The sequence below is a fragment of the Pseudomonas sp. OE 28.3 genome (assembly GCF_014268205.2).
In the GTDB taxonomy this organism is placed as follows: Bacteria; Pseudomonadota; Gammaproteobacteria; order Pseudomonadales; family Pseudomonadaceae; genus Aquipseudomonas; species Aquipseudomonas edaphica.
Genome location: NZ_CP077082.1, coordinates 2708608 through 2730903, shown reverse-complemented (window position 1 = coordinate 2730903; position 22296 = coordinate 2708608). Strand labels below are relative to the sequence as shown.

Below are 22296 nucleotides of genomic sequence, written 5' to 3'. Positions count from 1 at the left end.
CCATGAACCACACCGAAAACACACGCATCGTTTTGGCCGCACGCCCCGACGGGCGCCCGACAACCAGCGACTTCCGCCTGGAACACTCACCGGTCCCCGAACCCGCCGACGGCGAAGTGTTGCTGGAAAACCTCTACCTGTCCCTCGACCCCTATATGCGCTGGCGCATGAGCGCGGCCAAATCCTATGCCGAGCCGGTGGGCATTGGCGAAGTGATGGTGGGTGGCACCGTCGCGCGCATCAAACAGTCGCGTCACAGCGATTGGCACGAAGGCGATACAGTGCTGGCCTACGCCGGTTGGCAGCGTTTTGCCTTATCCAACGGCCAGGATTTGCGCCGCCTCGACCCCAGCATCGCCCATCCCACCACTGCTCTCGGTGTACTCGGCATGCCGGGATTTACCGCCTACGCCGGGCTGCTGAATATCGGTAAGCCAAAACCGGGCGATACCGTCGTGGTGGCAGCGGCCAGTGGCGCAGTCGGCTCGGTGGTCGGCCAGATCGCTCGGCTGCAGGGTGCCCGCGTCGTGGGGATCGCCGGCGGCGCCGACAAGTGTGCTTTCGTGAAGGATGAACTGGGCTTTGACGCAGTCATCGACCACCGCGCCCCGGACTTTGCCGAGCAACTGGCCAAGGCCTGCCCGGACGGCATTGATGTGTACTTCGAAAACGTCGCCGGGCCGGTGTGGGACGCGGTACGCCCACTGCTCAATAACTTCGCGCGGATTCCGGTGTGCGGGCTGATCGCCCACTACAACGACGGCGCCATCCAGCACGCACAGGCCGACCGGCTGCCGGCGACGATGCATGACATCCTCGCCAAGAGCCTGACGGTGCGCGGGTTTATCCAGACCGAATTTGTCGACCAACAACAAGACAGGTTCTTGCAGGAAGCTGCGCAGTGGATCGCCGAGGGCAAACTGAAATTTCGCGAAGACATCATCGACGGTCTGGCCCAGGCACCTGAAGCGTTTATCGGGCTGCTGGAGGGGCGTAATTTCGGCAAGTTGATCGTGCGCCTCAATCCACAATAAACAGCTTCGCACCACTGTGGGTGGATGAGCGATGGCCTTCCATGTCATTGCCCACCTGGTAACTCATCCCGGCCGTCAGCGTGAACTGGCGGCCGTCCTCCAACTCCGTGTGCAATTCCCCTTCAAGACACAGCAATACATGCCCGCGCCAGCACCAGTGATCGGCCAGATAGCCAGGGGTGTACTCGACCATGCGCACGCGGGTGGTGCCGAAGTGGCAGGTACGCCACAGGGCATTGCCGGTAAGGCCCGGGTGAAGTTCAGGCTCGACGGTGGACCAGTCGGTGGTGCCAAACGGGACAGCGGTGAGTTCCATGGTGGGCTCGGTCGTCAGTTAACGTGGCACGACACTATCCCCCTGGCACACGCAGCGACAGACACAGATCACCAGCTTTTGTGAGATACAGCCGCCCATGCTTGTTATCCTGCCCACCCGGCTCTCATGGACGCATGCGCATGCAGATCGACCCCGCCTTCATCCTTCATGAAACCGAGCACTGGTTGCTCAATCATCATCTGACCTCAAAGCTGCCGGGCTACCTGATGCTGGGCGCCAAAGCGCCGATCGACTCCCTGGCGGCTATGCCCGAGGCCGCGTTGGCTGAACTGGGTGGCCTGCTCGCCAAAACCCAACGGGTGATGGAGGCACAGCTGCGGCCGAAGTGGCTGTATATCAGCCGCTACGGACACATGCCGGGCTTGCCGCTGCACTTTCACTTCATCCCGGTGCATGACTGGGTGGAGCAGGCGTTTTGGCGAGATGAGCGCTATCGGGTGCTGCAAGGTTTTGGCTCAAAGGAACAAGGGCTGACCGATGGGGCTGAGCTGACGCTGTTCGTATGGCGCGAATTTGGCGAGAGCCTTACACCGCCACCCGTCCAAGGTCCCACCGTGGAACAGGTTATTCAAACACTGTGCACAGCCTTCGGCGCCGAATGAAATCAACGATGGGAGCTGTCGAGCCCCGGCGAGGCTGCGAAGGCGGCGGCACTGGCGATACATAAGTAGCCTGACCCACCGCTTTCGCAGCCTCGCTAAAGCTCGACAGCTCCCACAGGGGATCAGCTGTGTTGGTTAGATCTCAGTTCGCAGGGCCATCGCGACATACACAAATCCCCCAGCGACAAGCTCAACTGTGGCAAGAGTCAAAGCCGTTTTACCATTGGGATACACGCCAACGCCAACCCCGAAGGCGAGTGATACACCGCCTGCTCCTCACCCACATACCCGCAGGCCCGGTAGAAACTCGCCGCATTCAACGTCGCGTCCAGCACGACCTCTTCAATCGCCAGTTCCCGCGCGAGCTTTTCCAGGTGATCCAGCATGGTCTTGCCGTAACCTCGGCCAGTAAACGCCGGCAGCACAAACAGGACGCCCACTTCGTTGTTGTCCAGATCGAGCATGCCGGTGGCGACCGGTACGTCATTGACCCAGCCCAGGTAAAACGGCTTGTCCATCAGTGTGTCGTAACCGTCTTCGGCGCTGCCGCGTGTCCACAGCGCCATTTGCTCAGCGGTGTAGGCGCCGATGCATTGGCTGCGGATGGCCAACAGACGAATGTCGAACGCCGCCTGGGCGTCCGCTTGGGTGGCGCGTTTGATCGCTAGCATTGCTCTCTCCATCCATGACCTCACCGTGCCATTAGCACACTTGTGCTAATCGACCCCTTTACCCGGCGGCGCTATATTCCTCGGCACTTCCAACGCTCCCCCCGGCACCGCACACCTGTTGCGCGAGGGTGCATTGCGCGTTGGAAAAACCAAAACAATCCCAAGGAAGAAGCATCATGAACCTGCACGCTCCCGTTACCCGTCTCACCCTGCTCGGCGCCCTGATCATCGGTGTCGCCGGTTGCAGCAACGTCAAGCCCAGCGAAGACCATCTCAAGACGCTGTCGGAAACCAACCTCGGTGAACCGGTCAAGCGTATCTCCAATGTACGCAGCGACTCCATGACCACCTACTACATCGCCAGCGCCGCCTCCGGCGATTACAACTGCTCAGTGCCCAGCGGTGCCAGCGGTGGCATGTTTGCCGTGGCCAGCTTTGGCCTGATGAAGCCTGCCGCCTACTGCCAGCCCAAGGGCGCCCGGGGCAATGGCCTGACGCCGTTTAACCAGTAACGCCCGATTGGCTGAGGTCACGCAGCGTGCCGCGCAGTTCTGCAGGCCGCACCGGTTTGGACAGAATCGCGATCTGGCGGTCGTGCAAGGCCGCCTGGATTTTCTCCACGTCGTGGCCGGTGAGGATCAGCGCCGGCACCGCCCAGCCGCGTTGCTCGCGCAGGGCGTCGATGCATTCGATGCCGGTGGCGTGGTTGCCCAGGTCGTAGTCGGCGACGATGATGTCGCAATCGCTGGCCAGGCCTTGCCCGCTGGATTCGGCCTGCACCTCGCAGCCCCAGCGCTCCAGCAAGGCCTGGGTGGCCAGCAGCACGTTGTGGTCATCTTCCACCAGGCAGACTTTCAAACCCGTCAGCAGGCCGGCCTGGCGCGCGTCGTCGCGCGCAGCCGGTTGGCGTGGCGCCGTCGCCAATGCCAGGCCATGCAAGCTCACAGAGGTGCCATGGCCCACCCGTGATCGCAGGCTCACCTGCACCCCCATCAATTGCCCCAGGCGCTTGACGATGGACAGCCCCAGGCCCACGCCTTCGACGTCCTTGTCGCGCAGTTGGCGGACCCGATAAAACTCTTCGAAGACCTTCACCTGATGCTCCTCGGCAATACCGCGCCCCTGGTCATGCACCTCCACCGACAAGCCGCCGTCGCGCACGCGCACGCCGATCAGCACGGGCCGTTGTGCGCCGTATTTAAAGCAATTGGAGAGCAGGTTTTGCACCATCGTCGCCAGCATCGCGGGGTCGACCTGCACCCAATGCGCACACGGTCGCAGGCGCAGTTGCACCCCGGCCCAATGCGCCGCTTCGGCGTGTTGGCGCACCAGGTCGGCGAGGAATTCGCCCAAGTGAATCACCTGGTACTTGGGCAACAGCCTGCCGTTGTCGAGGGTGTAAAGGTCGAGAATCGAACGGAACAGCTGCGACACGTTGAGCAGCGAGCGGTCGATATTGTCCACCAAGCGCTGCTCAGCCTCGCCCAACTGCGCTTCACGCAAACAGGCGGTGAACAGGCCGATGGAGTGAATAGGCTGGCGCAGATCGTGGCTGGCCTGAGCCAGGAAGCGCGATTTTTCCAGGTTGGCGGCGATGGCTTCTTCGGAAGCCTTGCGCGTGCGCTCAAGCAAGATATGCGCGTACACCGGGATCACTGTGCTGGTGATCATCAGCATCAGCACCATGAACGGCTGCGCCTGCCACAGTGGCGTCAGCCGGTACACGATCAGCAGCGCGAGCAAGGCCAGGCCGGTGGCAATCGCCAGGTAGCGCGAGCCGTAGCGCATGCCGTTGCCCAGGTTGACCCACACCATCACCGCATACAGTGGCAGTGCCGGTTCGCCGCCCACCACCAGCCCGAACGAGGTGCCGGTGTAGTCATGGATCATGCCGAATATCCGCCGCGCCGGGTAATGCCCTGGCCAGCGCGCAATCACCTGACGCAACGCGATGGAGACCAGCAGGAACGCGACGATATACAGGATCACCGGCAAGTAGGTGTCTACCGACTGGCCCGGCAAAAAGCCCAGCGCGCCGATGTAGACAATGGCGATGGCGGCCACCACGATGCGCAGGTTGGCCTGGTCGAGTTCGGAATTGGTCTCATGACTCATGGGGGACGTCCTTGTGCGGCATTCGGTCTATCCTTTGCGCGCCAGAGGCGTCCCTGTGGCGCGGTGCTAAAGTAGCATGCCAATGCACACCCATGCCCCAGGAAGGAGCACGCCATGACCGGCCGAATCATCATAGCCGACGACCACCCAATGTTTCGCGAAGGCATGTTGCGCACCGTGCAGCGCCTGTTGCCCGAGGCCGTGGTGCAAGAGGCCGGCGACCTCGATGCGGTGCAGGCGCTGATCCACGAGGGTGGCGACATCGACACGCTGATCCTCGACCTGCGCTTCCCGGGCCTTACCTGCATGAGCCAACTGGCCGACCTGCGCCAGCAACTGCGGCGCACCACCTTGATCGTGGTGTCGATGGTCGATGACCCGGCGCTGATCGATCAGGTCATGGCCCTGGGCGCCGATGGCTTTATCGGCAAGAACATCAGCCCCGATGAAATCGGCCAGGCCCTGTTGGCGATCCGCGAAGGCGAAGTGCTGGTCAAGTTTTCTCCCTCCGGCCTGCTGCCGCTGGGCACCCACAGCCTCACCGCGCGCCAGCAGGAAGTGCTGCGCCTGATCGCCCAAGGCAAGACCAACAAGGAAATCGCCAAGGCCCTGGCGATCTCGCCGTTCACCGTGCGCATCCATGTATCGTCGCTGCTGCGCAGCTTGAAAGTGCCCTCGCGCGCGGCGGCGGCGGTCAAGTATTCCGGGGAGTTCTAGGCGTTTTCATGGCCTGGGCGATGCCCTGGCGGCGGTAGTCCGGCATTACCAGCAGATGGTGCAGGTAACCGTGCCGGCCACGCACCCATGAATACACGACCGGCTGACCGCTTCGGCTATCGCAGCGCAAACCAGGTGGTTTTCAGCTGCGTGTACTTGTCGAATGAGTGCAGCGACAGGTCACGCCCGAACCCGGACTGCTTGCCACCCCCGAACGGCACCGCGACATCCAGGGCGTCGACAGTGTTGACCGACACCGTGCCGACATTCAACGCTCGCGCCACCCGATGCGCGCGATTGAGGCCATCACTCCAGACCGAGGCCGCCAGCCCATAGACGCTGTCATTGGCTTGTTGCACCGCTTGCTCTTCAGTGTCAAAGGCGCTGATCGCCAACACCGGGCCAAACACTTCATCGCGCGAGAGCTGCATGTGGCCGGTCACCTCAGCAAAAATCGTCGGCTGGATGAAGTTGGAGGAGCCATTAATGCTCACTTGCTCGCCACCCGCCAGCAGCTTGGCGCCCTCGCCCTGGGCCTGATTGATCGCCCTCATGATGCGGGCGGTTTGCTCACTGTCGACAATGGCACCGGCAGCGCTGCCAGGGTCCAGCGGATCACCCGGCATCCACGCACGCGCCTTGGCAATCACACGCTCGACAAATTCATCATGGATGGAGCGTTGCACATACAGTCGCGAGTTGGCCGAGCACACTTCGCCCTGGTTGAAAAAAATCCCGAAGGCCGCTTTCTCGGCCGCCAGGTCCAGGTCCTGGCAGTCGTCAAACACCAGGTTCGCGCTCTTGCCGCCACACTCCAGCCACACCTGCTTCAAGTTGGACTGCGCCGAGTACTGCATAAAATACTTGCCGACCTGCGTGGAGCCGGTGAACACCAGGCAATCCACATCAGGGTGCAGGCCCAACGCCTTGCCGGCACTTTCGCCGAGGCCCGGCACCACATTCAAAACACCTTCCGGGATACCCGCTTCCAGGGCCAGTTGGGCCAGGCGCAGGGCCGAAAAGGGTGACTGCTCGGCGGGTTTGAGCACCACGCTGTTACCGGCTGCCAACGCCGGTGCGAGCTTCCAGGCCGCCATGTCGAGTGGGAAATTCCACGGCACCACCGCCGCAACAACGCCCAATGCTTCACGGGTGATGGTCGCCAGTGCGTTGTGCGCGGTGGGCGCGACTTGATCGTAAAGCTTGTCCAGCGCCTCGCCGTACCAGGCAAATACATTCGCGGCGCCGGGCACATCAATGTTGTAGGCGTCCATCACCGGCTTGCCCATGTTCAGCGAATCCAGGAGGGCCAGCTCTTCGCGATGGGTCATCAGCAACTCGGAGAGCCTGATCAGGATTTTCTTGCGCTCAACCGGCGGCATACGCCGCCAAGGGCCGGTGTCGAAGGCCTGTCGGGCACTGCGCACGGCCAGGTCTACTTCTGCGTCACCACAGGCGGCCACACGCGCCAGCAGCTGGTGGGTGGCAGGGTTGATTGCATCAAAAGTCGCCCCGCTGGCTGCGCTCACGGGCCGACCACCGATCAAGGCGGTGTCGATAAAGGTCTGGCGGGCAACGCGTTGTTGCCAGTAATGAAGGTCGAACACGGTGTACTCCCAATGAAGGTCGATGGACAGGCGAAGGTTTTATTCCGCGATCTGCAGTTCAGGCATCTTCACGCGCAAGCCGCGCGTGATCCCCAGCAAACAAATAAGGCCAACCCCCATCCAGCACAGGCCGATGGTGAAGGACAAGCTCGACAGGCTGGTCCACAGCCAGACCGTGCTGAGGAACCCCAACGCCGGCAGCGCGGCGTACAGCAGGTAATTACGGGTGCCGCGTAACTGCTGGTCGACCACGTAATGCTTGATTACCGCCAGGTTCACCGCCGAGAACGCGAACAGCGCGCCAAAGCTGATCATGTTGGCCACCGTGTCCAGGGTGATAAACAGCGCAATCAGCGAGAACAGGCTGACCAGCACAATCGCGGTGGCCGGCACGCGTTTTGTCGTCACCAGCTTGCCGAGCACGCGGGGCAGCGCGCCGTCGCGGCCCATGGCAAACAACACCCGCGACACACTGGCCTGGGAGACCATCGCCGAGGCGAAACAGCCGGCCACATAAGTGGCGGTAAACGCCGTCACCAACAGCTCGCCACCGACCCGGCGCATCACATCCACCGACGCCGAATCCGGGTCGGCGAACGTGTTCCATTCCGGGAAGACCATTTGCGCGAAATACGACACCAGCAAAAACAACAAGCCGCCGAACAACGACACCACCATGATCGCCAGTGGAATGGTGCGACGCGGGTTGGGGGTTTCCTCGGCCATGGTCGACACCGCATCGAAGCCCAGGAACGACAAGCACAGCACCGCCGCACCGGCCATGATCAAGGGTGCGCTGAAGCCTTCATGATGGAATGGCGCCAGCAGCGAAACGGGCGCCGGCTGACCGCTGAGGTTGTGCACCGACAGCGCCACGAACACCACGATGAACACCAACTGGGCCACGATCAGGATCCAGTTGACCCGCGTGATGGACTCGATACCGACCAGGTTCAGCGTGGTTACCAGCGCAATCGAGCCGAGCACCCACACAAATGTCGGCACCGCCGGGAAGTACTCGGACATGTAGATGCCGATCAGCAGGTAACTGAGCAGCGGCAAAAAGATGTAGTCGAGCAGCAAGGTCCAGCCGGCGATAAAACCGAAGTACGCACCAAACGCCTTGCGTGTATAGGAATAGACCGAGCCGGAAAACGGATGCGCCTGGACCATGCGACCATAGCTGTAGGCGGTCAGTAGCATGGCCGCCAGAGTCAGCATATAGGCGGTCGGCAAGTGCCCCTTGGTCATCTGCGTGACCAGCCCGTAGGTGGTAAAGACCGCCAGCGGCACCATGTAGGCCAGGCCGAACAGCACCAGCCCGACCAGCCCCAGCGGCTGGCGAAAGCGCCGCGTTGAAGCGGCTTTGGTTGAGGTGTGATGGGAGGGAGTTTCGGCCACGCTTGTTATTGTATTCATGGGTGACTCCTGGAAAGAGGGATGCGGGCCATCGCGGCAGTCGATAACCTCGCTGCCGTTCAAGCCGTGTCTGATGGAGATTGCCCGCCACCCCGCGCCTGAGGGTGGTGGGCAGGTCACTTCAGAGTTTTCCCGCGATCCGTGCGGTGCGGTCTACCGCAATGCGGGTCTTGTCGACCAGCTCATCCAGCTCTGCGCGCGTGGCCACCAGGGCCGGCGCCATGATCATGCGGCCCAGGGTCGAGCGGATGATCACGCCCTCTTCAAAGCCAAAGGTGCGGCACTGCCAGGCCAGGTCGTTTTCGTTGGCAAAGCGTTTGCGCGTGGCCTTGTCTTCGACGAACTGCAACGCCCCGAGCAGGCCTGTGCCCTGGATCTCACCGATCATTGGGTGGTTGCCGAACACGTCGTGCAGCAGTTGCTGCAAGTACGGCCCGGTGTCGTCCTTGACCTGGCGCACGATGCCTTCATCGCGCAGCGCCTTGAGGTTGGCCAGCGCCACCGCCGCCGCCACCGGGTGGCCGGAATAGGTCAGCCCGTGGGCGAACACACCGCCCTGCTCCACCAGCGCCTCGGCGATGCGTTTGCTCAGCACCAGGCCGCCCATCGGCAGGTAGCCCGAGGTCAGGCCCTTGGCGATCGACAAGGTGTCGGGCTCGAAGCCGAAGTGCTGATGGGCGAACCATTCACCGGTACGGCCAAAGCCACCAATCACCTCATCGGCGCACAGCAGCACATCGTATTGGCGGCAAATGCGCTGGATTTCAGGCCAGTAGCTTTCTGGTGGGAAGATCATGCCGCCCGCACCCTGGAACGGCTCGGCGATAAAACCGGCGACATTTTCGGCGCCCAATTCCAGAATCTTTTCTTCCAATTGCAGCGCGCAACGACGACCAAATTCGGCCGGTGTCAGCTCGCCGCCATGGGCAAACCAATACGGCTCGTCGATGTGCGCGACGTCGGGAATCATGCCGCCCATGTCGTGCATGAACTTCATGCCGCCCAACGCAGAGGCCGCAAGCGTTGACCCGTGATAGCCGTTCCAGCGGCCGATCATGATTTTCTTCTGCGGCTGGCCTACCACTTGCCAGTAACGGCGCACGGTACGGATCAACACCTCATTGGCCTCGGAGCCGGAGTTGGTGTAGATCACATGGCTGTAGTGCCCCGGCAACAGGCTGAAGAGCAGCTCCGACAGCTCGATCACCGCCGGGTGGGTGGTGTGAAAGAACATGTTGTAGTACGCCAGCTGGTCCATCTGCGCGGCGGCGGCGGCAGTCAGGTCGCGGCGGCCATAACCGAGCTGGGTACACCACAGGCCGGACATGCCGTCCAGGTAACGCTTGCCTTCGCTGTCCCACAGGTACAAGCCTTCGCCGCGCACCATCACACGCGGGCCTTCGGCATTCAGCGCCTTCTGGTCGACAAACCCATGGATATGGTGGGCCGCATCAGACTGCTGGTAATCCTCGGTGCGACGGTTGATTTGGGCGTGTAGATTCATGGCTTTTCTCTCTTATTGGTCGTGACGCAAGGGCTGGCAAGCCGCTCAGCGGTGCTTGCTCATGTAACTTTCAAGCGGGTCTTTGCTCAGCACGCCCTGGGCTTCGGCGAGCGAGTCGATAAACAACGCAAACAGTTCCGACTGCGCGCCGATATCGAGCTTGGTGTAGATGTGTTTGCGATGGGACTTGATGGTGTCTTCCGCCACCTCAAGGCGCTCGGCCAGCGAGCGGGTGGAGTGCCCACGCAAAATGAGTTGGGCAATGCGGCATTCACGCTCGGTCAGGATCGACGAGCCGAAGTTGTTCAATGCCGCGTGAATACGTTGCTCCAGCAGGTTTTCGAAGCGTGCGCCGTGGGCATCCAGGCCGACAAAATGTTTGCCCAGCACGGCCAGTACCCAAGGGGTTATGCGCTTGAATTGCGCGATGGTGGCGGCGTCGAGCTTTTGCGTAAACGCCAGGGACACCGCCAGGCTGGAGCCTTTGCTCGACTGCAGGATGTAATTGAGCTCGTCTTCGAGCTGAGAGTGGCGGTAGAACGACTGGAAGTATTCGCTCAATTCGAAGTGGTCAGGCGCAACGTCGGCCAAGGCATAGCAGCCTGAACTGACGCCTTCCACACAGGCGTCGTAAAACGGGTCGAGCAAGTAAAAGCCCGACAGGTACTGGCGCACATTGCCTTGCGGCAACCACGGCCCATCCAGCTCGAACAGTGCACTGGGCATGCCGCCACGCGGGTAAAAATACAGCGTCGTGGCCTGTATCGGCTGCACACACCCGAGCGCATCGAACAAGGCGGCAGCGAACCCCGATTGCCCGATGTTATCGGTCACCAGGGCCATCTGTTCGAACCATTGCGCAGAAGAAAGCCGGTCGTTTTCCACGTCGAAGCCTCGCTCAAAGAACTGCAAGGATGGTCACACACCCGCTCAGTCCTCGAAATCACCCGATAGGGTGAGCTTGCATCCGATATTTATGCTCACTCCAAAGCTTAATAATATTTTATTAAAAAACGCCCTCCCCCTAGCCTTGAAGCCATGCCCAAGCTGAATCCAACTGCATTACGCAAGGACAGACACATGACTCAAGCCATAACAAAAACAGACACATTGGTAGTGGGAGCCGGCCAGGCCGGTGTGGCCATGAGCGAGCACCTGAGCAAGCAAGGCGTGCCGCACCTGGTGCTGGAGCGCAGCCGTATCGCCGAGCGCTGGCGCACCGGGCGCTGGGATTCGCTGGTCGCCAACGGCCCGGCCTGGCATGACCGCTTCCCCGGCCTGGAATTTGATGACGTTGCCGCCGATGGTTTTGCGCCAAAAGAGCGCGTGGCCGATTACTTCGAAGCCTATGCCCGCAAGTTCAATGCACCGATCCGCACCGGCGTGGACGTGACCTCTGTGGTGCGTAACGTGGGCCGCCCAGGCTTTACCGTGCACACCAGCGAAGGCGTGATCGAAGCCAACCGTGTAGTCGCCGCCACGGGGCCGTTCCAGAAGCCGGTGATCCCGGCCATCGCGCCTGAAGACAGCGCGCTGCACCAGATCCACTCCGCCGACTACCGCAACCCCGCACAACTGCCCGCCGGCGCCGTGCTGGTGGTGGGCGCCGGTTCATCCGGCGTGCAAATTGCCGATGAGCTGCAGCGTTCCGGGCGCCAGGTGTACCTGTCGGTCGGTGCCCACGACCGCCCGCCACGCGCCTATCGCAACCGCGACTTCTGCTGGTGGCTGGGCGTGTTGGGTGAGTGGGACCAGGCCGCGATGAAACCCGGTCGCGAGCACGTGACCATTGCCGTAAGCGGCGCCCACGGCGGCAAGACCATCGATTTTCGTGAGCTCGCCCAGCAAGGCATGACCCTGGTCGGCCTCACCCAAGCCTTCGACGGCAACGTCGCGCGCTTCCAAGCCAACCTGGTTGAAAACCTGGCCCGTGGCGACGAGAACTACCTGGCTTTGCTGGATGCGGCGGACGCCTACATCGAGCGCAACGGCCTCGACTTGCCCGTGGAGCCCCAAGCGCGCCGCGTATTCCCGGATGCCGAGTGCATCAAAAACCCGATCCTGGAGCTGGACCTGGCCAAGGCCGGTATCACCTCGATCATCTGGGCCACCGGGTTTGCCGTGGATTACAGCTGGCTGAAAGTCAATGCGTTTGACGCCGCCGGCAAGCCGCAGCACCAGCGCGGTGTGGCCAGTGAGTCGGGCATCTACTTCCTGGGTTTGCCGTGGCAGTCGCGCCGGGGCTCGTCGTTTATCTGGGGCGTGTGGCATGACGCCAAATACGTGGCCGACCACATCGCCATCCAGCGCCAATACCTTGAGTACCGCGAAGCCGCACCGGTTTTTCACAAGTCGCCTGTCATAGCCTGAGCACTTTTTTCGGAGTTTTTTTGATGCCTACTCACACTCGCATCCGCATGTTCAACACCAAGGAAACCTACCCTAACCAGAGCCTCGACAACGACCTGTGCCAGGCCGTGCGTGCCGGCAACACCGTATATGTGCGCGGCCAGGTCGGCACCGATTTCGACGGCAACCTGATTGGCCTTGGCGACCCGCGTGCCCAGGCCGAGCAAGCGATGAAAAACGTCAAGCAACTGCTCGAAGAGGCCGGCTCCGACCTGAGCCATATCGTCAAGACCACCACCTATCTGATCGACCCGCGCTACCGTGAGCCGGTGTACCAGGAAGTCGGCAAGTGGCTCAAAGGCGTGTTCCCGATCTCTACCGGGCTGGTGGTGTCGGCCCTGGGCCAGCCACAGTGGCTGATGGAAATTGATGTGATTGCCGTGATCCCCGAATAAGGAGCTGTCCATGACCTTTTCAATCGTCGCCCGTTGCGCGGACACCGGCCAACTGGGCATCGCCATCAGCTCCTCGAGCATCGCCGTGGGCGCCCGCTGCCCATGGCTGCGGCCCGGCGTGGGCGCAGTGTCGACCCAGAACATCACGTTGCCGGCCCTCGGCCCGGACGTGCTCGACCTGCTGGAACAAGGCCTCGATCCTGCGGCCGCCGTCGACAAAGCCCTGACGAGCAACGGCTACAGCCAATACCGACAACTGACGGCGATTGATCACCTGGGCCGCAGTGTGCATTTCAGTGGCAGCGAAACCCTCGGCACCCACAATGCCGTGTCGGGCGAACAGTGTGTGGCGGCGGGCAATATGCTCGCCGACCGCGCAGTAATCGAAGCGATGGTGCATGCCTTCGAACACGGCGAAGGCCAGCTCGCCGATCGACTGCTGGCGGCGATGCACGCCGCCATCAACGCCGGTGGCGAAGCCGGGCCGGTGCATTCCGCCGCGCTGGTGGTGGTGGGCGAACTGACCTGGCCGATCATCAACCTGCGCGTGGACTGGGCCGATGAACAGCCCATCGCCGAACTGCAAAAGCTCTGGGATGCCTACCGCCCGCAAGTGCAGGACTACATCGACCGCGCCCTCGCCCCCGACCGCTCGCCGGGCTACGGCGTGGCCGGAGACGAGCGATGAGCCGCAGCCGCGAACTGCTGCAGACGCTGGTGGGCTTTGATACCACCAGCCGCGAGTCCAACCTGTTGCTGATCGAATTTGTGCGCGATTACCTGACGGGTTACGGCGTGGCCAGCGAACTGGTCTACAACAAGGAACGCAGCAAGGCCAACCTGTTCGCCAGTATCGGCCCGGCGCATTTGCCGGGCATTGTGCTGTCGGGGCACACCGACGTGGTGCCGGTGGACGGCCAACCGTGGACTGTGCCGCCGTTTGCGCTGACCGAGCGCGACGGCAAGCTGTTTGGCCGCGGCACGGCGGATATGAAGGGTTATATCGCCTGTGTGCTGGCGTTGGTGCCAGCGTTGGTGAAAGCCAACTTGCGTATCCCGGTGCATATCGCCCTGTCTTACGACGAAGAAGTCGGCTGCCTGGGCGTGCGCTCGTTGCTCGCAGTGCTGGAGCAGCGGCCGGTGAAACCGATGCTGTGCATTATCGGTGAGCCGACCGAACTGAAACCGGTGCTCGGCCACAAGGGCAAACTGGCGATGCGTTGTGATGTGCATGGCGAGGCGTGCCATTCGGCGTATGCGCCCTATGGGGTGAATGCGATTGAGCATGCCGCCGAGTTGATTGGCGAACTGGGGCGCATTGGCCAGCGGCTGCGCGAGCAGCAGGACCCGCGGTTTGACCCGCCGTTCAGCACGGTGCAGACCGGCGTGATTACGGGCGGCAAGGCCTTGAATATCGTGCCTGCCGACTGCCGCTTTGATTTTGAAGTGCGCGCATTGCCGTCGATGGACCCGGGTGAAGTGGCTGAGGAGTTGCAAGCCTATGCCATGCAGCAGGTGTTGCCGCGTATGCAGGCCGTGAGTAAACAGAGCGCGATTCGGTTTACTGAGCTTTCGGCATATCCGGGATTAGTCACCGACGAGCGCAGCCAGGCAGCGGAGTTGATCGCAGCGTTCAGTGGTTCGCGGGACTTCGGCACCGTGGCGTTTGGCACCGAAGGTGGGTTGTTTGATGCGGTGGGCATACCCACGGTGGTGTGCGGGCCGGGGAGCATGGACCAGGGGCATAAGCCGGATGAGTTTGTGAGCCTCGAACAGTTGGCTGGGTGTGATGCCATGCTGGCGCGCATGCTCGACTCAATCCGCGCCTAAGCCACCTCCCTACCAAACACCACAGTTCAACTGTGGGAGCCGGGCTTGCCCGCGATGGCGGTGTATCAGATGGCACATTTGCAGCTGGCCCACCGCTATCGCAGGCAAGCCAGCTCCCACATTTTTTGCCCTGTGTTCCAGTCCAGGCACCGCACAACCTGTGGGAGCCGGGCTTGCCCGCGATGGCGGTGTATCAGGTGGCACATTTGCAGCTGGCCCACCGCTATCGCAGGCAAGCCAGCTCCCACATTTTTTGCCCTGTGTTCCAGTCCAGGCACCGCACAACCTGTGGGAGCCGGGCTTGCCCGCGATGGCGGTGTATCAGGTGGCACATTTGCAGCTGGCCCACCGCTATCGCAGGCAAGCCAGCTCCCACATTTTTTGCCCTGTGTTCCAGTCCAGGCACCGCACAACCTGTGGGAGCCGGGCTTGCCCGCGATGGCGGTGTATCAGGTGGCACATTTGCAGCTGGCCCACCGCTATCGCAGGCAAGCCAGCTCCCACATTTTTTGCCCTGTGTTCCAGTCCAGGCACCGCACAACCTGTGGGAGCCGGGCTTGCCCGCGATGGCGGTGTATCAGGTGGCACATTTGCAGCTGGCCCACCGCTATCGCAGGCAAGCCAGCTCCCACATTTTTTGCCCTGTGTTCCAGTCCAGGCACCGCACAACCTGTGGGAGCCGGGCTTGCCCGCGATGGCGGTGTATCAGGTGGCACATTTGCAGCTGGCCCACCGCTATCGCAGGCAAGCCAGCTCCCACATGTTTTGCCCTGTGTTCCAGTCCAGGCACCGCACAACCTGTGGGAGCCGGGCTTGCCCGCGATGGCGGTGTATCAGGTGGCACATTTGCAGCTGGCCCACCGCTAACGCAGGCAAGCCAGCTCCCACATTTTTTGCCCTGTGTTCCAGTCCAGGCACCGCACAACCTGTGGGAGCCGGGCTTGCCCGCGATGGCGGTGTATCAGGTGGCCCATTCTCAGCTGGCCCACCGCTATCGCAGGCAAGCCAGCTCCCACATTTTTTGCCCTGTGTTCCAGTCCAAGCACCGCACAACCTGTGGGAGCCGGGCTTACCCGCGATGGCGGTGTATCAGGTGGCACATTCTCAGCTGGCCCACCGCTATCGCAGGCAAGCCAGCTCCCACAGGTGATTTTCAGTGTTTATCAGAAGGTATTCAGCCAAGGAGTCTTGCGAGTTCTTCGCGGCAGTAATCCACAAACAGCTGCACCGGTTTGGTCAACGGTGCCCGTCGCAACCAGACGGCGGATAATCCTGAACCGGTGACCGTTTCCGCCAACGGCACACACACCACTTTCTGCCCGTCGTAGGTGTACTCGGTAAACGGCTTGGTCACCAGAATCGAAAAGCCAAACCCGCGCCCTACCATGCCGCGCACCATCTCGATGGACGGCGAGCTGAACACGATATTCGGCGTTAACCCGCGTTCTTCAAAGATGCTCACGAAGTAGGTCCGGCTCGGCAGCACATCGAGCAAAATCATCGGTTCCAGCACCAGGTCCGCCAGCGACACCTTGGCCTGCTGCGCAAAGCGGTGATCGGCCGGCAACAACGCATACGGTTGCTGCGGCGGCATCAATGGCGTGGTTTCGATGGTGCCGCCCAGGTCATGCTCAAACAGCATCGCCACATCGATACTGCCGGCCGTCAGCGCCTGCACCAGCTCTTGCTGCTCGCCGTCGCGAATGCGGATTTCCACCCCAGGCCACAGCGCCTTGAACCCCGCGATCAAGCGCGGCAAATACAACGGTGCCACCGTCTCAAAGCAGCCGATATCGATCTGCCCCGCCACCACATCATTGTCGGCCAGGGCGTTTTGCTCGAACTCATGGGCTACCCGTAGCAACTCCAGCGCCTTGCGATAAAAGCGCGCGCCGCTGGGGGTGAGTGAAACGCCCTGGGCGTGATGACGGATAAACAGCTGCACACCAAAGCTGTCCTCCAGCTGCTTGATCGCGGTCGACACCGAGGGCTGGGCGATATACAGCTTGCGCGATGCCTCGGCAACGCTGCCGCACTCGGCCGTGGTGACAAAATATCTGAGCTGGCGCAGGTTATAGGCAGCCATCGGGACCTCCAGAAACGTGGGACTTCGCCCCAAACAAGTGCGTAAAAATCGGCTTTTTCACACTGATTCAAGACCATGCAACATACCGGAGCAAAAATTCCGGTGAGCTATATTTTTTAAGGTCTATAGCAACAAACTTACTAATTTACCTCCCTGCGCCCATTGCAGATGATCACTCCAACAACAAAGCGCCGCCCACGCTGCGCACAGCGAAGTACGTCAACGTACTCACCTTGCCTTGGAGTTCGTCATGGTCACCACTGCAACATCCTCCGCCCCGCTTATCGAAAAACACACGATCGGATACGTGCCCCCCGAAGACCGCCATGGAAAGGTAAGAGACCTGTTCACCCTGTGGTTCGGCGGCAACATCGCGCCGTTGCCGATCGTTACCGGCGCGCTGGGCGTGCAATTGTTCCACTTGAACCTGGTGTGGGGCATCGTCGCCATCCTGGTTGGCCACCTGGTCGGCGGCGTGCTGATGGCGCTGCACTCGGCCCAAGGCCCGCAAATGGGCATCCCGCAAATGATCCAGAGCCGCGCGCAGTTCGGCTCCTTGGGTGCCCTGCTGGTGGTGGTGATCGCCGGCGTCATGTACATCGGCTTTTTCGCCTCCAACATCGTGCTGGCGGGTAAATCCCTGCACGGCGTGGTCGACAGCGTGCCCGTGCCCGTCGGCATCGTGATCGGCGCCATTGGTTCCGGCATCATCGGCATCATCGGTTACCGCTTTATCCACGTGCTCAACCGCATCGGCACCTGGGTGCTCGGCGCCGGCATCGTGCTGGGTTTTGGCTACATCTTCACCCATGTGCAGACCACCGACTTCCTGACCCGTGGCAGCTTCAACATCTCCGGCTGGCTGGCCACCGTATCCCTGGCGGCGTTGTGGCAGATTGCTTTTGCGCCCTACGTGTCCGACTACTCGCGCTACCTGCCGGCTGACGTGCCTGTGGCGTCGACCTTCTGGACCACCTACCTGGGCTCCGCCCTCGGCTCCAGCCTGGCCTTTATCTTCGGCGCCGTCGCCGTGCTTGCCACTCCGGTGGGCATGGACACCATGGACGCAGTAAAACTCGCCACCGGCGCCATCGGCCCGTTGATGCTGGTGCTGTTCTTGCTCAGCGTGATCAGCCACAACGCCCTCAATTTGTATGGCGCGGTGTTGTCGATCATTACCCTGATCCAGACCTTCGCCTACCGCTGGATCCCCACCGCCAAAAGCCGCGCAGTGATCTCCACCCTGGTGCTGGCCGCGTGCGCCATTGCTGCCGTGTTCGCCTCCAAAGACTTCATCGGCCACTTCGTCGACATGGTGCTGGTGCTGCTGGTGGTGCTGGTGCCGTGGACGGCGATCAACCTGATCGACTTCTACGCGATTCACAAAGGCAAGTACGACATTGCCTCGATCTTTCGCGTGGATGGCGGGATTTATGGCAAGTACAACCCACAGGCGCTGCTGGCCTATGCGATCGGGATTGCAGTGCAGATTCCGTTTATGAACACGCCGCTGTATGTAGGGCCGATTTCCGAGCACATCAATGGCGCGGATTTGTCCTGGGTGGTGGGGCTGGTGGTAACGTCACCGCTGTACTTCTGGCTGGCCAGTCGAGACAGTGCTTATAAGCGCCGGATGGACGGCGGGAAATTGGTGAGCGGGGTTTAAGCAAACCGACTGAAGCGGGCTGGCCCCGTTCAACTGGGGTTCAATGGTGAACCCCAGTCACCAGCCCCCGCCACACACTGGTTACGACCCGCCGCCTTGGCGCTGTACAACGCCTGATCCGCCACCTCCACCAACCCTTGCAAGTCCTCCAACTGAACCCCGGTGGCCGTCGCAATGCCGATGCTTGCCGTCAGCCGCCCGAACGGGCTGGTGCTGTGCACGATGTTCTCTTGCTTCAACAGGTCGAGAATAAGCTGGGCCACCACGGCGGCGCCGTCAGCGTCGGTGTCCGGCATGATGATGCCCATCTCCTCGCCGCCATACCGCGCCACCAGGTCTAACGGCCGCCTTACGCACGCCTCGAAGATTCTGCCCACCGTCTGCAGGCATGCGTCCCCTGCCACATGCCCGTAAGCGTCGTTAAAGCGCTTGAAATAGTCGATATCGATCATCAGCAATGCCAGCGTCGTGCCCTCACGCTTGGCGCGCAGCGCCTCCCTGGCGAGGCTCTCATCAAAGCAGCGCCGGTTTGCCAAACCCGTCAGCGCATCCTTCATCGCCAGCAACTCAAGCTGCCCGTTGGAGGTGAGCAACTGCCGCTGGGTTTCACGCAACTGATCTTCAGCCTCGGTGCGCCGACGGATATCCAGGATCAAAAACCAGCCGATAAGACCGGTAAGCCCCAGCAGCCCCGCCACTACCACCGCCGACAAGAGCGCCTCGGTGCGCCACGCGGCGAGGGCTTCGTGCTTGCCGATTGCCACCGTGGTGATCAGCGGCAGCCGGTCGCTCTGGCGAAAGGCGTAGAGCCGCTCCACGCCGTCCAGGCTGGAGGTAAATGAGGCGGTGCCGACTGACTGATCAACCAGGTACTTCACATAGATGGGCGACTTGGAAAAGTTGCGCCCCATGTCCTGCTCGCGAAACGGATAGCGAGCCAGCAACGTACCGTCTGTGTGGGACAAGCCAATCGCGCCGTCCTGCCCGACATCGATCTTGCCAAACAAGCGCAGGAAGTTTTCGATGCCTAAGGTCACCGCCACAACACCGGCAAAATCACCCTGCGAATCATTGAAACGCCGGCTGATGGTCATCACCCATTCCTGATTCGACCGGCTGATAATCGGCGGGCCGATAAAGATCTCGTGGGAAGGATCGTCACGGTGATGAATGAAATAGGCACGGTCTGTGCTGTTGGCGCCCGCAGGAATCGGCCGGTTGGAGGACATCAACCAGTGCCCCTGTTTATCGTAGATCGTGACACCACTGAGCTGAGGCATCAGCGGCTGCTGGCGGTTGATCAATGTACTCAGCCGCTGAATCTGCACCGGGCCGCTGCCTTCGGTTTCCAGACGCTCGACCAGCCCGAGCAACAGCAGCGCACTTTGGCGCACGATGCCTTCGGAATAAGTCGACAGCGCCTGGGTAAGGTTCAGGCCATGGACGTCCACCTCCTGCAGGGCGCGATCTCGAGAGGCAAACACCTTCCAGACCGTCAATGACCCCAGGGAGCAACCGATAACGGCCAGCAAAAGCACAACCAGGTGGGTATCACGCTTCACATTGCTACCTTTGGAACCTACGGTTTTCCGTAACAGCGGACAGTGGACCTGGGCACCGGCGGCAGCCATTCGCCCTTATTCGCGGGCAAGGATACAAGCAGTTACAAGCCTTCGCAGCAACAGATTATGTGGACGAGAATGGTTCATATTGCCGCGCCTCACGGTGCCCGCAAGCCGGCGCTTACAGCTGATGATGCTCGAGCAAAAAGTCCACAAACAAGCGCACCCGCGCCGGCATCGCCGCGCCGCCGACGAACACCGCGTGAATCGGCTCAACGTCGCCGGGGTTCCAGGCTTGCAGCAGCGGTATCAACTCGCCGCGCCGCAGGTCTTCGCTGACGGTGAACTCACCGATACGCGCAATACCGGCGCCCACACGCGCAAGCTGTGCCAGCGCCTCACCACTGCTGCATTCGATGTTGCCGCTCACCTTCAAGGAATACGCTTGGCCGTCGCGCATAAACGGCCAGTTGGGTTCGGCACGCCGGAAGTTGAAGCGCAGGCAATTGTGCCGCAGCAGGTCTTCGGGTTGCTGCGGGGTGCCGTGGCGCTGCAGGTACTCGGGCGAGGCCACCACCACCTGGCCGGTTTCGCCGAGCCTGCGCGCGGTCAGCGGGCTGTCGGGCAGATGGCCAAAGCGTATCGCCACATCGGCCTGGCCGCCAAGAATGTCGACCACCTCGTCGCCCAGGGTCAGGTCGACCACGATGTTCGGGTAGCGCGCACTGAAGGCGGCCACCAAGGGCACGATCGTCATGCGCCCATGGCCCAGGGCGGCGCTGACCCGCAACCGGCCCCTCGGCACGCCCTGGTCGGCAATCGCTTCTTCCACCTCGTCCATATCGACCAGGATACGCCGCGCCCCGCGCAGGAACGCCTCGCCCTCGGCAGTAAAGGTGATCGCCCGCGTGGTGCGCAACAGCAGCCGCGTGCCAAGGCGTTGTTCGGCCCGCGCGATGATCCGGCTGACCGCCGACGGCGTAAGCCCCAACACGCGCGCAGCCGCCGACAGGCTGCCCTCCTGCGCCACGCTGGCGAACACCAACATCTCCCCTGACCTGCCGTTGAAGTCCATTTGTGCCTCTTACGCAAAGGTGATTGTCAAAAACGCCATCTACCGCCTTCAAAGGCTGGATCGTAGCATTGCCGGCATAGATAAGGAGCTTTCCATGCGTATCAATCCACCTTTAGTTGCACTCGCCATGGGCGCCTTTGGCATCGGCGTCACCGAATTCGCCCCCATGGGCATGTTGCCGGGCATCGCCGCCGACCTCGGCGTCTCGATCCCGGCCGCCGGCCTGTTAGTCAGTGCTTACGCCATGGGCGTGCTGCTTGGCGCGCCACTGATGACCCTGACCACCGGCAAGATCCCCCGGCGCTACCTGCTGATCGGGCTGATGGCGATTTTCACCCTGGGCAACCTGATGTCCGCCCTGGCCACCGACTATTACAGCCTGATGATCGCCAGGGTCGTGACCTCACTGAACCACGGCGCGTTCTTTGGCGTGGGCTCCGTGGTCGCCGCCAGCGTAGTCGCCCCGGAGAAACGCGCCGGCGCGGTGGCCGCGATGTTTATGGGCCTCACCCTCGCGACCATCGGCGGCGTGCCGCTGGCCGCCTGGTTCGGTGAACTGTTCGGCTGGCGCACCGCGTTCTGGGGCATTACCGGCCTCGGCGTTGTCGCCATGGCCGCGCTGTGGTTCGCCCTGCCCAACCTCAAGGCGCCGCCACACGTCAGCGTGATGGCCGAAATCCGCGTACTGGGCCGTGGCCCGGTGCTGGGCGCACTGGCCCTCACCGTCATCGGCTCGGGCGCCATGTTCACCGTCTTCACCTACATCGCGCCCATCCTCAGCAGCGAAACCCACGCCTCCCCCCCTTACATAACCGCCATGCTCGTGCTGTTCGGCGTGGGCCTGACCCTCGGCAACCTGTGGGGCGGCAAGGCTGCGGATCGCTCGATAGACCGCACCCTGATCGTGTCGCTGAGCGTGCTGATTGTGGTGTTGCTGGCGTTTACCGTGCTGATGCGCTGGCCGTTGCCCGCGGCTGTGGCCATCTTGATATGGGGTGTGGCCAGTTTTGCCCTGGTGCCGCCGTTGCAGATGCGGGTGATGGAGGCGGCAAAGGACGCGCCTAATCTGGCGTCGGCAGTGAATATTGGGGCGTTTAACTTTGGCAATGCGATTGGGGCGGCGTTGGGCGGTGTGGTGATTAATGCCGGGTGGGGCTATCCGGCGATTTCGTTGGCGGGTGCGGGGATGGCCGGGTTGGGGTTGTTGATGGTGGTGGGGTTTGCTTGGCGGTCGAGGGCAAGGGGGGTGTTAGCCGTCAATTAGGCA

Annotated in this window: 21 protein-coding genes; 10 read left to right on the top strand and 11 right to left on the bottom strand. The window is 61.9% G+C overall.

Annotated features, from left to right (window positions below; genetic code table 11):
* The first annotated feature begins 2 nt into the window (after positions 1–2).
* A complete protein-coding gene (locus HU759_RS12530; RefSeq protein ID WP_186618425.1) occupies positions 3–1034 on the top strand; it encodes an NADP-dependent oxidoreductase in 1032 nt (343 codons plus the stop codon).
* Here HU759_RS12530 and HU759_RS12525 read toward each other — a convergent pair.
* Entirely contained in the window at positions 1021–1350 is a 330-nt protein-coding gene (locus HU759_RS12525) for a DHCW motif cupin fold protein (protein ID WP_099548710.1), read from the bottom strand. The genes HU759_RS12530 and HU759_RS12525 overlap by 14 nt on opposite strands.
* Positions 1351–1490: 140 nt before the next feature.
* Between HU759_RS12525 and HU759_RS12520 the strand changes: the two genes are divergently transcribed.
* A complete protein-coding gene (locus HU759_RS12520) occupies positions 1491–1973 on the top strand; it encodes an HIT family protein (protein ID WP_186618426.1) in 483 nt (160 codons plus the stop codon).
* A gap of 206 nt (positions 1974–2179) precedes the next feature.
* Here the strand turns inward: HU759_RS12520 and HU759_RS12515 are convergent, their stop codons facing one another.
* On the bottom strand, positions 2180–2644 hold the full coding sequence (locus HU759_RS12515) for a GNAT family N-acetyltransferase (RefSeq protein WP_186618427.1): 465 nt from the start codon (positions 2642–2644) through the stop codon (positions 2180–2182).
* Between the two features lie 176 nt (positions 2645–2820).
* Here HU759_RS12515 and HU759_RS12510 point away from each other — a divergent pair, with 176 nt between their 5' ends.
* Positions 2821–3156, top strand: a complete 336-nt coding sequence (locus HU759_RS12510) for a hypothetical protein (protein WP_017134555.1) — start codon at positions 2821–2823, stop codon at positions 3154–3156.
* Here HU759_RS12510 and HU759_RS12505 read toward each other — a convergent pair.
* The gene (locus HU759_RS12505) at positions 3146–4759 is read right to left on the bottom strand and encodes a hybrid sensor histidine kinase/response regulator (RefSeq protein WP_170038491.1); all 1614 of its coding nucleotides are present in this window, start codon (positions 4757–4759) and stop codon (positions 3146–3148) included. The genes HU759_RS12510 and HU759_RS12505 overlap by 11 nt on opposite strands.
* A gap of 114 nt (positions 4760–4873) precedes the next feature.
* Between HU759_RS12505 and HU759_RS12500 the strand changes: the two genes are divergently transcribed.
* On the top strand, positions 4874–5476 hold the full coding sequence (locus HU759_RS12500) for a response regulator transcription factor (RefSeq protein WP_169988731.1): 603 nt from the start codon (positions 4874–4876) through the stop codon (positions 5474–5476).
* Here the strand turns inward: HU759_RS12500 and HU759_RS12495 are convergent.
* From HU759_RS12495 to HU759_RS12475, 5 genes are all read right to left on the bottom strand, one after another.
* Complete coding sequence (locus HU759_RS12495; RefSeq protein WP_225933059.1) at positions 5454–5561, bottom strand: GNAT family N-acetyltransferase; 108 nt, start codon at positions 5559–5561, stop codon at positions 5454–5456. The two genes, HU759_RS12500 and HU759_RS12495, sit on opposite strands and share 23 nt — an antisense overlap.
* A gap of 31 nt (positions 5562–5592) precedes the next feature.
* Positions 5593–7083, bottom strand: coding sequence for an aldehyde dehydrogenase (locus HU759_RS12490; protein WP_186618428.1), 1491 nt, complete (start codon positions 7081–7083; stop codon positions 5593–5595).
* Positions 7084–7122: 39 nt separating this feature from the next.
* Positions 7123–8502, bottom strand: coding sequence for an APC family permease (locus tag HU759_RS12485; RefSeq protein WP_026013486.1), 1380 nt, complete (start codon positions 8500–8502; stop codon positions 7123–7125).
* A 121-nt stretch (positions 8503–8623) separates the two neighbouring features.
* Entirely contained in the window at positions 8624–10006 is a 1383-nt protein-coding gene (locus HU759_RS12480) for an aspartate aminotransferase family protein (RefSeq protein ID WP_186618429.1), read from the bottom strand.
* A gap of 45 nt (positions 10007–10051) precedes the next feature.
* Positions 10052–10891, bottom strand: coding sequence for a helix-turn-helix transcriptional regulator (locus HU759_RS12475; RefSeq protein WP_026013485.1), 840 nt, complete (start codon positions 10889–10891; stop codon positions 10052–10054).
* A gap of 195 nt (positions 10892–11086) precedes the next feature.
* Here HU759_RS12475 and HU759_RS12470 point away from each other — a divergent pair, with 195 nt between their 5' ends.
* From HU759_RS12470 to argE, 4 genes are read left to right on the top strand one after another with little or no spacing between them, the layout of a single operon-like run.
* The gene (locus tag HU759_RS12470; protein WP_186618430.1) at positions 11087–12376 is read left to right on the top strand and encodes an NAD(P)/FAD-dependent oxidoreductase; all 1290 of its coding nucleotides are present in this window, start codon (positions 11087–11089) and stop codon (positions 12374–12376) included.
* Positions 12377–12399: 23 nt separating this feature from the next.
* Entirely contained in the window at positions 12400–12810 is a 411-nt protein-coding gene (locus HU759_RS12465) for a RidA family protein (protein WP_003207327.1), read from the top strand.
* Positions 12811–12820: 10 nt separating this feature from the next.
* Entirely contained in the window at positions 12821–13498 is a 678-nt protein-coding gene (locus HU759_RS12460) for a DUF1028 domain-containing protein (RefSeq protein WP_138453506.1), read from the top strand.
* Positions 13495–14640, top strand: coding sequence for an acetylornithine deacetylase (gene argE / locus HU759_RS12455; protein ID WP_169988723.1), 1146 nt, complete (start codon positions 13495–13497; stop codon positions 14638–14640). Before HU759_RS12460 ends, argE begins: the two co-directional genes overlap by 4 nt.
* A 1174-nt stretch (positions 14641–15814) precedes the next feature.
* Here argE and HU759_RS12450 read toward each other — a convergent pair.
* Complete coding sequence (locus tag HU759_RS12450) at positions 15815–16726, bottom strand: LysR substrate-binding domain-containing protein (protein WP_010171799.1); 912 nt, start codon at positions 16724–16726, stop codon at positions 15815–15817.
* 250 nt (positions 16727–16976) lie between these two features.
* Between HU759_RS12450 and HU759_RS12445 the strand changes: the two genes are divergently transcribed.
* Positions 16977–18392, top strand: a complete 1416-nt coding sequence (locus HU759_RS12445; RefSeq protein ID WP_017139661.1) for a cytosine permease — start codon at positions 16977–16979, stop codon at positions 18390–18392.
* 29 nt (positions 18393–18421) lie between these two features.
* Here HU759_RS12445 and HU759_RS12440 read toward each other — a convergent pair whose 3' ends face one another.
* On the bottom strand, positions 18422–19954 hold the full coding sequence (locus HU759_RS12440; protein WP_186618302.1) for a sensor domain-containing diguanylate cyclase: 1533 nt from the start codon (positions 19952–19954) through the stop codon (positions 18422–18424).
* Positions 19955–20135: 181 nt separating this feature from the next.
* Positions 20136–21029: a LysR family transcriptional regulator gene (locus tag HU759_RS12435; RefSeq protein ID WP_186618304.1), complete on the bottom strand. Its 894-nt coding sequence runs from the start codon at positions 21027–21029 to the stop codon at positions 20136–20138.
* Positions 21030–21123: 94 nt separating this feature from the next.
* On the opposite strand from HU759_RS12435, the gene HU759_RS12430 reads away from it, so the two are divergent.
* Complete coding sequence (locus HU759_RS12430; RefSeq protein WP_186618306.1) at positions 21124–22293, top strand: MFS transporter; 1170 nt, start codon at positions 21124–21126, stop codon at positions 22291–22293.
* Positions 22294–22296 lie beyond the last annotated feature (3 nt).